Source organism: Sulfuritalea sp. (assembly GCF_031426875.1).
In the GTDB taxonomy this organism is placed as follows: Bacteria; Pseudomonadota; Gammaproteobacteria; order Burkholderiales; family Rhodocyclaceae; genus Sulfuritalea.
In genome coordinates this window covers 65672-79749 of record NZ_JASJPC010000003.1, presented here as the reverse complement: position 1 = coordinate 79749, position 14078 = coordinate 65672, and the positions used below count along the sequence as shown (strand labels likewise).

The window sequence follows — 14078 nt, the reverse complement described above, 5'->3', positions numbered from 1 at the left end:
GCCAATACCGCAAGGACCTGCGCACCTACCCGCCCGGCCCCGAGTTTACGGAAAGTACTTATCAAGTTTGGCAACGAATTTCCAAATTATGAGAAAACTGAGTCAGAAATAGCTACTAACGAAAGCCGTCGACAATCGATGATGCCTCTCGATGACCCGTTACCATAGCATCCATAGTCAAATCGTCGCTCAGAAAACTCGACCGGGCGGGCTTGTTATTTATACAAGCAAATTTGAGGCCTACCAATATTTGGCATTGTGGGGCCGAAGAGCCATACTCCCGCCTGCCCGGGCCTGCACAACCCATGCGACGACATAGGTAATCGAACGGAGGAAAAGCTCTTTGCGGAATCGAATACGCTATCGCGTGCTACTGGTGGTCGGTATCGCGGCCACTCTGGGTCAGGTTGCGACGGCTGCATTCTATTCCCTGTACCAGGAGCGTACCGTCATGGCACAAAACGAACTTGCCATGCGCAAGCTTACCCACGGCGTCGTCCAGGGTCTGCAAAGCGTCATGCTCGCCGGTTCCGCGGATATTGCACAGGTCTATGCCGATCGCCTCAAACTGGTGCCCGAGGTCCTGGAATTTCGCATCATGCGCAGGGACGGCACCGAGGCATTTCGCGACAACAAGACAATTCTGGAAGTAAACCAGCGGCGAGGTGATGACATTTTCATACCGCGGGAGAAGAAGGACTCGATAAAGGTCATGGACCCGATCGATGCGGATTTCCAGAAGATCCTGAGCCAGAAAGCCCCTGTTTCGATCTATGCCACGGATGACAAGGGCAACCGCATGCTGACGTTCCTCGCCCCCATCCTCAACATCGATGTTTGCTACAAATGCCATGGCAGAGCCGAGCCGATACGGGGCGTCATGCGCCTGACCACGAGTTTGGCCGCAGTGGAACGGGACATTCTGACAGCGCGCCAACAATCACTGCTGGTACTGGTTCTGTCACTCGCCGGGACGCTGCTGCTAACCGGCTACATGTTCGGACGCACCGTGGTGAGACCCATCGAAAAGGTCACTCGCGCCATGACACGGATTTCAAACGGCGACCTCGATCATAGAGTGGCAATAACCACTCATGACGAAATCGGACGCATGGCCATGAACTTCAATCGGATGACCGAGGAACTGACGGAGACCTACCAGGGCCTCCGGCTCGAGCAGGATAAACTGACGACCGTCATCGAAAGCGCCAGCGAGGGCATGGTGGTAACCAACGCTGCAGGCGTGGTGGTGATGGCCAATACCGCGGCAACCCGCCTTCTGGGGAAGAGCCTCGGCAAGATCGTTGCCGACGGCTTTCTTAGCCTGGTGGACAATCCCGAATTGATCAACGGCTGCATCAACAGCGGCAACTCGATTACCGTCGAGTACAACGACCGCGTGCTGCGCATCCATGCCTTGGTCACCCGCGGCGCCGACGATCAGGTCACCGGTTCTCTGGCGATGATCCGCGACATTACGGCAGAGAACCGGCTGGAAAACGACTTGCGGCACCTCGCCACGGTTGACGGTCTTACCGGTCTGTTCAATCGTCGCTTCCTCGATCTCACCCTGGATACCGAGTTCCATCGGGCCACGCGTTCCCATGATGCGATATCGGTCATCATGTTCGATGTCGATCACTTCAAGAAATTCAATGACACTTACGGCCACGATCAGGGCGACCGGGTGCTGCAGATGGTTGCCCGCTGTTTGCGGGAAAGCTTGCGCAGCTTTGACTTTCCCTGCCGCTACGGCGGTGAGGAATTCGTCGCGATAATGCCCGGGCTGAAGTCGCTTGCGGCGCAGGAAATCGCCGAACGCCTGCGCAAGACGGTGGAAACAACCGCGGTAGACGGGATTCATGTACAGATCAGCCTCGGTGTTGCCTCGTTCTCCGAACTGCCCGTCGGCAGCGGGGCGTCGCTGATCGAGGCGGCCGACGCCGCCCTGTATGAGGCCAAGGAAGGCGGGCGCAATCGAGTGGTCGTCGCGAAGGCGGCGTCATGAAGTTCCGTCGCATCCGGCACCGGCTGTTGGCCGCCTTGGCCGCCGTCCTGCTTCTCGGCTTCGTCGCCATGGCCTACTTCTATAACCAGGCAGTGGAGAGCTCGATACACAACGAATACCGGCGGACGCTGCATCGACTCACCGACTCCGTGATCGTGAGCGTCGAAACGATCATGAGCGAAAGTCATGCCGAGATCATGCCGGAATTCACCAAGCGCCTGAAGACCCTGCCCGGCGTGATCGATTTTCGCATCGCCAGAATAGACGGTACCGAGGCGTTTCTGGACAACCGGACCATCAATGCCGTGAATGATCGGCTTGGCGAGACGGCGTTCAAACCCCGCGTCAGGGAAAGCCATCCTGCACCGGTCTTCCTTCCCGGTGACTCGGAGATCGCCAAGCTGTTCGAGGGGCAAGAGTCCGTATCTCGCATCGAGACCACACCTGCGCAGGGAAGCCTGATGCAATTGTTCGACACCATCCCGGGCGGCAGGAAATGCGAGCGCTGCCATGGTGCGGATCAGAAAATTCGCGGTGTGGTCAAGGTCACAAGTTCGATGGCGGCACTCGAACGCGACATGATGTCGGCCCGCATGCAATCCTTGATCATTCTGATCGTCTCGCTGACGCTCACCATGGCCGCAACCGGCTACATGCTGGGCCGCCTGGTAGCGGACCCGATCGAAGCCGTGACTCAGGCCATGACGAATATTTCGTCCGGCGATTTCGAATCCGCAGTGATCTCCCGAGGCAAAGGCGAAATCAGCGAAATGGCTGAAAGCTTCAACGCGATGCGGACCTACCTGCGGAACACCCACCTTGGAATGCAACTCGAAAAAGGCAAGCTGAGTACCCTGATCCAGGGTACTCAAGAGGCCGTAGTCGTTACCGATGCCGCAGAAAAGGTGGTTCTGGTAAACGCTGCGGCCTGCGAAATGCTGGGGAAAAACGAGGAACAGATTTGTGCTGAAGGCATAGTTAACCTGGTGGATCGTCCGGACCTGTTTCGCGGCATGCTCGACGCAAGCGATGCGCGCCCGGATCCGACGCTGATCGAGTATCGCGGCCGCTGGCTGTTCGGCGCCGCTTCCTCGATTCGCGACGCCACAGGAAACTTCATTGGCTCGGCGGCATTGTTCCGGGATGTCACCCAGGAGCAGAGCCTGCTTCGCGAGTTGCAACGACTGGCAACAACGGATGCGCTCACCGACGTATACAACCGCAGGCACCTTGATGCCACGCTCAAGACGGAACTGGACCGGGCCAAACAAAGCGGCCTGCCGCTTTCGGTAATCATGCTGGACGTCGATCACTTCAAGAAGTTCAACGATACCTATGGACACGATCAGGGTGACCGTGTGCTCAAGATGACCGGCCATGTGATGAAAGCTGCGCTTCGCGAATATGACGTGCCATGTCGTTACGGTGGCGAGGAATTTGCCATCGTGCTTCCCGCCACCGGAGCAGCCGGCGCCCTGGCGGTCGCCGAGCGCCTGCGTTGCGACGTCGAGTCGATGCGGGTGGACGATCTCCAGGTCACGATCAGCCTCGGCATCGCCTGCTATCCGGACATTGCGGCCACCGCACCGGAAGCGCTGATTCTTGCGGCCGATGGCGCGCTATACCGTTCCAAGGATGGCGGACGCAATCGCAGCACGATTGCCACACCGGTCGCGACCGAAGCTACCTGACCTGCGTAAGATCGAATAAGAGCGGTTCCGAGACACTCTTGTGTTCGTCGGAACTGCGATTGAAAACGGCGATCTGGCCGGTTATCTTTTGGCCCGGCCTGAATTTCACGTCATCGGAGTTGCCGGTATCCAATTGGCGGGAGAGTTCCACGGTCCAGAACCCGGCTTTCCACATCCCTTTGGCCTTGACATCGGCAATGCTGCCGTTGGCGCCAGGATTCAGTTTTATGCCGCTGAGATGCTGCTCGCCCTTTTCCTTCGGTGCCCGCACCGGTTGATACAGGGAGGTGCCCGCATCCCGTTGCTTCTTGATATAGATCACGCCGTGATCGCGAGTGGCATACTCGGCCGCGTCCTCGATCAGCCGGTTGGAAATGCTGTGCAGCAGATCCTCGGCCAGCCCCAGCGGATTGGTGCGCGCTGCAGACCATAGCCAGACATCGACCCGGTAGGTCTTGGCCGCCAGCATGCTGCGATCGAAATCGCCATCGAGATGGAAACGCACAGCGAACATGTCCTCGCGCCGTTTCGACTCGACGTAGCGGTCCGCTTGCCAGTCCCAGCCCTTGTACTCGGTATTCGCCGCATCGTCGGGCCAGCGCGCCGCCAGATACAAGCGCCCGTTATGCACCCCGGCCCGCAGCTGAACCACGATCGCACCGGTGTTGTTGTTGTCTTCCGGAGCAAGCCCGAGTTTCGCCCGATCATTCCTGTCGACGGCCGGCTTGATCGGCACCTTGATCCATGCGGCACCGCCCCAATCGTCGGCAGCTCCGTCGACGATCGGGGCGGAAGCGAGCGGTACGACCCGTATCACCGTCACTTCTTGCGCCCAGGAGGGGAGCCCCAGGGAGGCAAGAACCCATGCTGTTGCGAGACGTCGCATCATTCGATCGAGATGGAACCTTCCATTCCCTGCTGCCGATGATCTTCGATGGTGCAATACACCGGATAGCTGCCTTTGGTTACCGGCACGAAATAGAGATCGATCTGTCCGCCGTTCTTCAATATCTCAAACGCCGCAAAATAGGGCGCCTTGATCTCCGCCTGGCTGTTCACCATTGCCTTGCGCCAGGCCACGCCACGAAAGAACTCAGGGGCAGTGTAGTAGTGATCCTTTGCGCCCTTGTTCTTCAGTTCGAGCTTGTATGGCTTGCCGACCTTGAACTTCAGGTCAGTGGGTTCATAGAGATGCTCGGTGATGTTGATGGTGACCGTTTCCATGGCGTTCCAGTCGACCTTGCCGACGTAGTCCTGAGCATCGCGTATGTAGTTGTCCTGGGCGCCGGCAGACAGCGGCAATACGAGAGTCAGGGAAGCGATCAAAGCAGCGAGTTTCATGGCAGTGTGTGGTTGTCAAGGAAGCGCACAAGATAGCCGCCTCGCGGCAAGACTGCAAGAGTCAACATGATGTCTTGGCAGGCAAGCTCAAAAGGACAGCTTGCGAGAAAGTTGGTGCTGGCGGTGCGGCGAATCGAAGGACCGAATTCACAAGCGCGCCGGGAGCGACCGACCCGGCGCAGCTGTCAAAGCCGCCTAATAATCGGGACGCCTCAAGACAACGATCAACCCCGCTGCGCGAACTCCTCGAACTTGTCCAATGGCAGCGGACGGCTGAACAAATAACCCTGATAGGCATGGCAGCCGTTGAGCGCAAGAAAATCGCGCTGTGCTTCGGTTTCCACACCTTCGGCGATGACCGACAAACCGAGGTTCTGTCCCAGGGCAATGACCGTTCGCGCGATCGCGGAATCGTTTGACCCGGTAAGCACATCACGCACAAATGACTTGTCGATCTTCAACTGGTCGAGGGGAAGGCGCTTCAAGTAGGACAACGAGGAATAGCCGGTGCCGAAGTCATCCAGCGAGAAGCGGACGCCTTCCGCCCTCAGAGCAGCCATTTTGGCGATGGTGTTGTCCACATCGACCACCAGAATACCTTCGGTAAGTTCCAGTTTCAGTCGTTTCGAATTGGCGCCTGTGTCTGTCAGCACGGCCATCACCTGCTCCACAAAATCCTTGTGACGAAACTGGCGCGGACTGACGTTCACAGCCAGGGTGAGATGGGACATTTCCGGCCGCTGCTCCCAGGCGACCAGTTGGCGGCAGGCGGCTTCGAGCACCAAATGGCCGAGAGGCAGAATCAGCCCCGTGGTTTCGGCCAGAGGAATGAACTCGGCCGGAAGCACCAGTCCGTGCTGCGGGTGCTGCCAGCGGACCAGTGCCTCGACACCGGTCAAACGTCCTCCGCTGTCCACCTGGGCCTGGTAATGCAGCTGGAACTCATGCTGCCGCAAACCCTGGCGCAAGTCCGCTTCCAGCCTTGCGCGGGCACTGACCACGGCCTGCATGTCCGGATCGAAAAAACGCAGGGTATTGCGGCCTGCCGCCTTGGCCTGGTACATGGCAAGGTCCGCGCGCTTGAGAAGTTCCTCCACCGTATCACGGCGATTGCCGAACAAGGTGATGCCGATGCTCGGCGTACTCTGATGCTCGGTGCCTGCGAGCCGGTAGGCATGGTTCAGGGAAGCCAGTATTTTCCCGCCCACGGTTTCGGCCTGAATTGCCGCTTCCTGCGGGTTCCCGCTAAGGTCTTCGAGCATCACCACAAACTCGTCACCACCAAATCTGGCCACCGTGTCGCCCTCACGGATGCAGATGACGAGGCGTTCCGCAACCTGCCGCAGCAACAGATCGCCGATATCATGGCCGAGGGTATCGTTGAGCGTCTTGAAGTCATCCAGATCGATGAACAGCAGCGCACCCTCGCGCCCGCTACGGGCGCATGTGGCGAGAGCCTGCTGCAGCCGATCCAGCAGCAGGCGCCGGTTCGGCAATTGCGTCAGGGGATCGTAGAACGCCAGATGCTGGATCGCATCTTCAGCTTCCTTGCGCCGGGTTATGTCGGTCAGGGTCCCAACGTAGTGAGTCACATCGCCGCAGCTCCCCTTCACTGCAGTGATCGTGAGCCATTCGATATACAGTTCTCCGTTCTTGCGTCGATTCCAGATTTCTCCCCGCCATCCTCCCGTGCGCTGGATATGCTCCCACATCGCCACATAGAACGCCTTGCCGTGCCGGCCGGAGTTGAGCATGCGCGGTGTCTGTCCAACGGCTTCTTCCGCGGCGTAGCCGGTGATATCGGTAAAGGCGCGATTCACCCGCAGGATCCTGGTCGCGGCATCGGTGACGACCATGCCCTCCTGGGAATCGAAAGCGGTAGCGGCGATGCGAAGGCTCGCTTCGTCCATTTTGCGTTCGGTGAGATCGCGTATGGTTCCGCTGAAGAACCGGCCTTCCGCAACCTCCCATTTGGCCAGCGAAAGTTCCATCGGAAACTCGCTGCCATCCTTGCGCAGCCCCGTCAATTCGACGGCCTTGCCGATTATCCGCGCCTCACCGCCGGTTTGCAGCCGACTCATGCCCGCGCGATGTTGCTCACGATAGCGTTCCGGCATCAGCAGGGTCAGCGGTTGCATGATGACCTCGGACTCGGCGTAACCGAAAATGACTTCAGCGCGTCGATTCCAGCCCACAATATTGCCGGCGCTGTTACCTGTGACAATGGCATCGTTGGCTGATTGCGTAATGGCGTGATGACGTGCAGCGCTTTCCTGCAAAGCGACCTCAGTCCACTTGCTGCGCGTAATGTCCACCTTGATGCCGCGCAGCCAGCGCGGCTCGCCGTTCTCGGCGACGACCGTGACGATATCGCGCAGCCAAACCGTACGTCCGTCCTTTGCGATCACCCGGTACTCGAAATCGTACGGTTCCTGGCGTCGTGCGTGCTCGGCGCAATAGGCCGGCACCCAGCCCCTATCCTCGGCATGCAGGTGCTCCACCCAGAAACCCGGATTAAGCCAATCGTCGACTGCGTAGCCAAGCAGACGCTCCACCTGTTTGCTGATGAAGCTGAACGTCAGCGTGGCTGCATCGGCCTCCCAGACAATTCCGTCCGTCGTATTGACCATGTCCCGAAAGCGCTGCTCCGAGGCCTTGAATGCCTCCTCGGCCTGCTTGCGCATGGTCGTTTCGCGCAGCAGGGCCACAAAGCGCGGCGCCTGACCCTGCTCCCCGCCTTTGGCGGAAATCGATAACTCGAACCAGCGCCTATCCGCGGCATCCTGCAGTTCGAACTCCACGCCGCGCGAGTAGCCCGCCGTGTTCGCCTGCCGTAATGATGAAAGAATGCATTCTGCAGCCGTCGACGGAAAGACATCGGCCACACGCTTGCCGACAGGATCGTCGGCAAATCCCTCCCACAGCCCTGTACGCGGTACATGACAGTCGTAACAGCGGCCATCCAGCCCTAGCTCCAGCAAGACATCGGGAATGGCATCGAGTGTCGCCTGCAACTGCGTCTGGGTCGCCAGAATTTGACTGGTGCGCTCCACAATCAGCCGTTCGAGTCCTTGCTGGTGCGCCTTCAGTTGCAGCACCAGCTTGGCGAGGAGCGCCAACAACAGACTGAAGATCAGCCCCAGGGCAAGCTTGAGCGAGAGGCCGAGTGGATCCCCCCATCCCTTGATCGGTGCCAGACTGAATGTCCAGGTCGCATTGGGTACCTGAAGCATAGCCTCGACCGGATCGCTCAGCCGCAGCTCCGGCGACGATGTCGCAATGGTCTGCCTCAACCCGGTATCGGGATGGATGCGCCAAAGTTCATAGGCAAAACCTTGCGCGATCAACTTATCCAGATTGATGCCTTCGAGCACATCCGGGAAACGGATCAGGACCGTGGTAAATCCCCAGAATGTCGATGTACCTCGTTCGCCGTCAAGATATACGGGCAAGCGTCCGACAACGCCCAGCCCCCCCTGAATCAGATTGAACGGCCCGGCCAGAGTAAGCTTTCCGGTGTCACGAGCGAGGAAAGCCTCCTTGGTTCGCGCCGGGTCCTTCAATAATTCGTGACCAATGGCCTTTTCATTCCCCGCGAGCGGCACGCTATGCCGCACCACTCCACCTGGAGCCAATTGCAGGGCCGTCACCCCGGGATAGAACGGCAGCATCTGGCTCGCTACGGCCTCGAAGTTTTCGATATTGCCCCTGCCTTGGCGAATTAGCGCGGCGAGGCTATAGGTGGCCGAGAGCGCGTTCTCGATGTTGCGTTGAAGTTCATGAGCGTGTCCGGCAAGAATGGAGACTCGCGCGCGTTCAACCTCAAGGCGATGCTTCTCCGAATACCAGATCAAGCCAGCTGCTACAGTGGCAGCCAGAAAAAAAACCAAAGACGCCAAAACCGCTTCCCGGACGTGCAAGCGGGGTCGCTGCATCGCCATCATCCCGCCGTCGGCCAGCCCGTACATTGGCGCTGATTGCTCACGCGCAACGCTTGGCGGCAGAAACGGCGGATACGACTATGCATGGAATATCCGGGCTGAGGAAAGGACAGTCAAATCGATGCTGACTATTATTGTATGGGCTTTCGCCGCCGCGGCAGCGCAAGACTTGTGCTTTTGCCAAGTTCAAGCCATGGGAGCCTTGCGCTCAGCGAGCGGCCGTCCACGCGCAGCGTGCAATGACCGCAATTTTGCTGGAGCCTGATCTGACGTGCAGCCCTGGACTGCCGCCAAAGCGTCCGTCCCGGTGTATGCCAAGCCTGATTATTCAGCGTGGCGACGAATTCGTCGGCTACGCATCCAATCTGCTTGACGGGTCATTGTCCCTACAGGGTGCCGACTCGAAACCTTGAGAATCGGAGGTAGCAAATACAGTGTCGGATATTTAAACGACGGAAAATGAAAAGGACGTCGCCGCCCTTTTCATTTTCAGGTGCGGACTCTTATGGCTTCTTCGCCCACGCCACGCAGTAACCCTTCGGCGAAACTTCGGTGTCGCCGGGGAATATCTTGCAGCCGCCTGCGTCTGCCGGTGACTTGCCCGGGACAAACTGCACGCAGGTGGAGCAGCTCTTGTCACCTTCAGGTGTGTCCTTGTACTTCATTGCCGAGCGCATTGCATCGTTTTTCGCGGCCAGCGCGACAACGGGAATCATTGCCAGGGCGGCACAGCCCAGCTTAAGCATGTTGCGACGAGACAGATCCATATTTCAACTCTCCAGTAAAGTCCCCCAGTTATTGGGAGCCGACTAACGCTTAGCAAAAATCATGTCAGGGTCGAAACAAGGATATTGGGCCTGATCTGAGCTTTCGGCCTATACATCGCGGCATAGAGATTTCCAAGTACGGGAATGCTTCCTGTAAATGAGAACCCAAGCTATCGTGGTTTTCTTGATCGGCAGCAGCCTATACCGCAATAACCCTACACAACACCATGTTTTTTATATCTTCTCTATGCGGCCTTGAGTAGGCGCCAGATGGCGTCACCTGTTTTCTGGTGAATTTGCAACGTCAGTCATTTTTGTGCTGGAACGCCTTGAGCCACGCTGTGACAGCGATCGCACGAGAAAAAGGTTATGAAGGCGACGCGATCATGGCACATGCCGCAATACTCGCCGCGAAAAATCTGGCTCATTGAAACGGGATTGGATCCGGCCTTGGGCAAGAATGGCCGGGGATGGCAGTTGGAACAATCGAGCCAAAGCGTATGGGACTGGTGCGGAAAAAGAACATGAGGCATTTCCTTGGTGTTCTTCATCACGATATCCAGATCGAACACGTCCATTTTCTCAGTCGCGGAAAGTCCTGCGCGCGGCGAAATTGCGCCAGAACGCAGGGCTGCCATCCAGTCCGGGAATCCGATGGCGTCACGCTTGACGAAGCGCATTGCCTCATCGATACGCTGCAGCCGCAGGTAATCCGGATTCGACTCGTCGTGAATCGGGTTTCGTTCCAAGGCAAGGCGCGCTGGATGCGTTTCTCCAGTCGAACTCTCGGCGCTGACGCGCGGCGGATCCTCCACGGGCACCACGTTTGGCGCAGGCTTTACAAATGCCGAGGTGCCGGCTGCCGCCGCCGGTTCGAGAACCCAACTAGCCGGCGGAATCAAAAGCAGTCCGCACAAAACCGCCAGAGGCCTCATGCAAGCAAGCAACCGGGAAAGGCCCTGCATCGAATTTTGGCAACAATCCGGGCCAGGACGGACCAACCCGGATTCAACTGCCGAGGCTACTTGCCAGGGCGTAAGTGTGCCACTCCACCATAACTTCCGATCCAAAGCGCCCCATCCGGAGACGAGGTCATGGCAAACACGTTATTCGCAAACAAGCCATCGGCTGTAGTCAGCGCCTTGGCAAATTTTCCGTTCTGCCACCGTGTAAGCCCATTGTTGGTGCCTACCCAGAGTTGTCCCTTGGGATCGAGATGCAGGGAAAAGACGTGGTTTCCGGGCAATCCCTCGGTTGTGGTGTAGTTGTGCCAGCGCTTCCCGTCGAACCGCGCCAAGCCGCCACCCCAGGTACCCGCCCATACTCGTCCGTTGGCATCAACCTCGAGCGCAACCACATAGTTCGGGTTGTAGGCAACATCGACGTCCAGCAAGCCCATTTCTTCCTTCTGCTTGGCGTGATGCACCGACTGTTTGCCGGGATCGTTCTTGAATGCAATGTCCTTTTTTACTCGATCATAGGACGCACCGAGGCCCTTGGCGTGGTTCCAGTTTTCCCAGCGATTGTTAGCGAAGCGCGCCATGCCGCCCTCGGTGGCCAGCCAGATGTCTCCATTCTTGCCTTCGGCAAGCCCATAAACCCAGTCATTGGGCAGCCCGCCCTTGGTATTCTCGACCGTGTAGAGATCCCACTTGCTGCGGTTGTCGAGATCGCCACCGCGAACGCGGTTCGCCCCGGACCATGTCGCGATCCAGATATCACCGTTCTTGGCAGTGATCACGTCATAGACGAAGGCGTCCCCGAGCCCTTCCGGGATATTGTAGGTTTGCCATTTGCCGGTATTTTCATCGAGCAAGGAAAGGCCGCCACCATAGGTGCCGACAGCAATTCGGCCCTTGACCCGGCCGACGTAGAACATGCCGTTGGACAGCAGGCCATCCTTGGTATCGATGAACTTGAAACTGTCATTCTTCGTGTCATAGCGTACGACGCCACCCGAGGTTCCGACCCAGGCAATGCCGCGATCGAAGTACAGCGACTTGACGTTCTTGCCGCCGACGCGAAAGTGGGTGAACTTCTGTGTCAGGTCGACATTCACCTTGCCCTCACGGCTGGGAGGAGCAACCGGCGGATGGGGCACTGCGCCGCCAGCGGCGCCTGCAACCGGGGCGCGCGGCGGCGCGTCAGCTGCAACAGCGATCCCTGCAGCAACTAAGACCAGGGAAGCAAGCAGGAAACGCTGAACCACACCCATATTGAACTCCGAAGATTTGATTGTTTTCACTTTGCCGCTATCCTCACCACACCACGTTTCGTACCGGCCCACAGATTGGTCCCCGGAGTCAGGGCAAGTGCGTAAACATGCTCGTCGAATAGTCCATCCTTGACTCCGAAGGTTTTCCAGTTCTTTCCGTCGAATCGCGATACGCCCTTGTCGGTGCCAAACCAGTACACGCCACTATCGTCTTGCACAATCGAATAAACGATATTTCCGGCAAGTCCGTTCTTGGACGACAGACTCGTCCATTTTTTTCCATCCCAGCGGCTGACGCCACCGCCCCAGGTACCCGCCCAAATGCTGCCGTCCTGAGCGATGAGGATCGAGAATACATAGTTGGGGTTGTAGGTTCCCATCCCCTGCACTTCGGTAGTCAGGTCATGGCGGGAGCGGGTTCCGAGGCCGGTATTCGGACTTGTCGGAAGTCCTTCCGGATTGTCGGCTCCCAGGCCGTCCTTATGGGTCCACGATTTCCAGCGTTTTCCATCGAACATCGATACGCCGCCTTCGGTACCGAACCAGACACGTCCATCCTTATCGACACCCAGTCCATACACCCACTCGTTGATCAGTTCTTTGACGAAGGTTTTGAATTTTCCGGTCTTGACGTTGAAAAGATTTGCACCAGCCCAAGTGCCTATCCAGAGATTGCCGTCCTTGTCATTGGCGAAACAATAGATCCAGTAGTCAGCCAAGCCGTGCATAGGAAAATAGGTTTTCCACTTACCGTTCTTGTAGCGCGACGCGCCCCCGGCGTTGGTGCCGAACCAGGTGTAGCCCTGCGAGTCGATTCCCATCCCAAATACATATTCGTTCGCCAAGCCATCATTGCGCGTAAAGGTGCGCAGCGGAGTACTGGATTTCAGGTCGATCTCCATAGCCCCTACCGAAGTTCCGACCCAAAGCGAATTGGCCGTCTTGTCGTGCAACAGGGAACGGACATAGGTACCGCTTCCGGTTTCGAACCGGTCGACTACCTTTTCATTTCCCTGTGCGAAAGCTGCACCCGTGAAAAAGAATATGAATGCTGTGAAGAATGCAGTTTTTTTGTGGGTGTTCCAGAACATCATCTGGCGAATTCCTTCAGCGTAGCGTTCGTGCATAGTGAATGGCTTCGAGGATTTCCTCATCTTTGAGTATCCCCATGAATGGCGGCATCAGGGTCTTCCCGGTCTTGACCGACTGGACAAGCATCATATCCGGCTGCATCAGGCGTTCCTTGGTGGCGAAACTTGGCGCCTGCTGAATTACCGGGACCCCGTTCATGCCATGGCAGACCGAACAATGCATGTTGTATACACGCTGCCCTCGCAACAGGTCAAGCGCAAGCGAAATCCTCGGAACCACCATGGCGGCGACACCCAGTGCAACCGCTAATTCAAGGGCTCGCGACCTCATTTCTTCTCTCCGCGACGACGAGGTTTCTTCTCCGTGACTCCCCTATGCTTGTTGATTTTCAGCTTCAGCTCGTCGGCTTTGGCGATGTCCTGCGCCAAGCCATAACCGCCTGAACGATAGGCTTTCTCCAACGCCTCCAATGCCGGCAAGAACTCCTTGTCGGCTGCGAGCGTGATCCATTTAAGCGCGTCCTTGCCACTCCGTTGATCTTCGGGGATACCCAGTTCCCCGCGGATATAAGCTTGCGCAAGGACCCAGGTTGCCTGCTGATGTCCGCCCTCGGCAGCGCGAATGATGAGGTTCCGTGCTTCCTGAACGTCTTTCTTGACTCCATCTCCCGAAGCGTACATGGTGGCCAATCCATAGACTCCATCCAGACTGCCTGCGTCGGCAGCCTTGCGGTAATAGGTCGCTGCTTGGTCATCGACCTCGGCGGCGTCGAGCATCGTCGCCAGTATGATCATGGCCTTGACGTGGCCGGCGTCGGCAGCCTTGCGCATCAAGGGCATGGCATTCGTGAAATCATTTCTTTCATACTGAATCATACCGGCCGCATAATCCTCATCCGGCCCGGCGAATACCGACGCTGTGCCGGCCGCAAACATCAGGAACGCCAGAACAGCTACCCGCCAAAAATTCCTGCACGATTTAAACACGATCATTCAACTCACCTCTTCAACGCCAGATTCGGCC

11 protein-coding genes are annotated in these 14078 nt (G+C 57.8%); 2 read left to right on the top strand and 9 right to left on the bottom strand.

From position 1 onward, the window contains the following. Positions 1-367 precede the first annotated feature (367 nt). Together RMO95_RS01325 and RMO95_RS01320 are read left to right on the top strand one after the other, a co-directional pair. On the top strand, positions 368-2008 hold the full coding sequence (locus RMO95_RS01325) for a diguanylate cyclase (RefSeq protein ID WP_310448781.1): 1641 nt from the start codon (positions 368-370) through the stop codon (positions 2006-2008). Between the two features lie 236 nt (positions 2009-2244). Then, complete coding sequence (locus RMO95_RS01320) at positions 2245-3699, top strand: diguanylate cyclase (protein ID WP_310448780.1); 1455 nt, start codon at positions 2245-2247, stop codon at positions 3697-3699. Here RMO95_RS01320 and RMO95_RS01315 read toward each other — a convergent pair. The 9 genes from RMO95_RS01315 to RMO95_RS01275 form a co-directional block, all read right to left on the bottom strand. Then, positions 3692-4522, bottom strand: a complete 831-nt coding sequence (locus tag RMO95_RS01315) for an ethylbenzene dehydrogenase-related protein (protein ID WP_310448779.1) — start codon at positions 4520-4522, stop codon at positions 3692-3694. The two genes, RMO95_RS01320 and RMO95_RS01315, sit on opposite strands and share 8 nt — an antisense overlap. 62 nt (positions 4523-4584) lie before the next feature. After that, the gene (locus RMO95_RS01310; protein ID WP_310448778.1) at positions 4585-5040 is read right to left on the bottom strand and encodes a cupredoxin domain-containing protein; all 456 of its coding nucleotides are present in this window, start codon (positions 5038-5040) and stop codon (positions 4585-4587) included. 224 nt (positions 5041-5264) lie between these two features. Continuing rightward, on the bottom strand, positions 5265-9008 hold the full coding sequence (locus tag RMO95_RS01305; RefSeq protein ID WP_310448777.1) for an EAL domain-containing protein: 3744 nt from the start codon (positions 9006-9008) through the stop codon (positions 5265-5267). A gap of 476 nt (positions 9009-9484) precedes the next feature. Further along, positions 9485-9727, bottom strand: coding sequence for a high-potential iron-sulfur protein (locus RMO95_RS01300; protein WP_310448776.1), 243 nt, complete (start codon positions 9725-9727; stop codon positions 9485-9487). A gap of 329 nt (positions 9728-10056) precedes the next feature. Beyond that, complete coding sequence (locus RMO95_RS01295) at positions 10057-10713, bottom strand: c(7)-type cytochrome triheme domain-containing protein (RefSeq protein WP_310448775.1); 657 nt, start codon at positions 10711-10713, stop codon at positions 10057-10059. Between the two features lie 56 nt (positions 10714-10769). Then, entirely contained in the window at positions 10770-11993 is a 1224-nt protein-coding gene (locus RMO95_RS01290; protein WP_310448774.1) for a two-component regulator propeller domain-containing protein, read from the bottom strand. After that, entirely contained in the window at positions 11990-13090 is a 1101-nt protein-coding gene (locus tag RMO95_RS01285; protein ID WP_310448773.1) for a two-component regulator propeller domain-containing protein, read from the bottom strand. Before RMO95_RS01285 ends, RMO95_RS01290 begins: the two co-directional genes overlap by 4 nt. Continuing rightward, positions 13071-13385, bottom strand: coding sequence for a cytochrome c (locus tag RMO95_RS01280; RefSeq protein WP_310448772.1), 315 nt, complete (start codon positions 13383-13385; stop codon positions 13071-13073). Before RMO95_RS01280 ends, RMO95_RS01285 begins: the two co-directional genes overlap by 20 nt. Next, positions 13382-14047: a tetratricopeptide repeat protein gene (locus tag RMO95_RS01275; RefSeq protein ID WP_310448771.1), complete on the bottom strand. Its 666-nt coding sequence runs from the start codon at positions 14045-14047 to the stop codon at positions 13382-13384. The genes RMO95_RS01280 and RMO95_RS01275 overlap by 4 nt, the downstream gene beginning before the upstream one ends. Between the last annotated feature and the right edge of the window lie 31 nt (positions 14048-14078).

Bases quoted from the DNA above. Each gene is read 5' to 3' on its own strand.
- RMO95_RS01295 (WP_310448775.1), bottom strand. From the start codon at position 10,713: ATGCAGGGCCTTTCCCGGTTGCTTGCTTGCATGAGGCCTCTGGCGGTT.
- RMO95_RS01310 (WP_310448778.1), bottom strand. From the start codon at position 5,040: ATGAAACTCGCTGCTTTGATCGCTTCCCTGACTCTCGTATTGCCGCTG.
- RMO95_RS01300 (WP_310448776.1), bottom strand. From the start codon at position 9,727: ATGCTTAAGCTGGGCTGTGCCGCCCTGGCAATGATTCCCGTTGTCGCG.
- RMO95_RS01305 (WP_310448777.1), bottom strand. From the start codon at position 9,008: ATGTACGGGCTGGCCGACGGCGGGATGATGGCGATGCAGCGACCCCGC.
- RMO95_RS01275 (WP_310448771.1), bottom strand. From the start codon at position 14,047: ATGATCGTGTTTAAATCGTGCAGGAATTTTTGGCGGGTAGCTGTTCTG.
- RMO95_RS01285 (WP_310448773.1), bottom strand. From the start codon at position 13,090: ATGCACGAACGCTACGCTGAAGGAATTCGCCAGATGATGTTCTGGAAC.
- RMO95_RS01280 (WP_310448772.1), bottom strand. From the start codon at position 13,385: ATGAGGTCGCGAGCCCTTGAATTAGCGGTTGCACTGGGTGTCGCCGCC.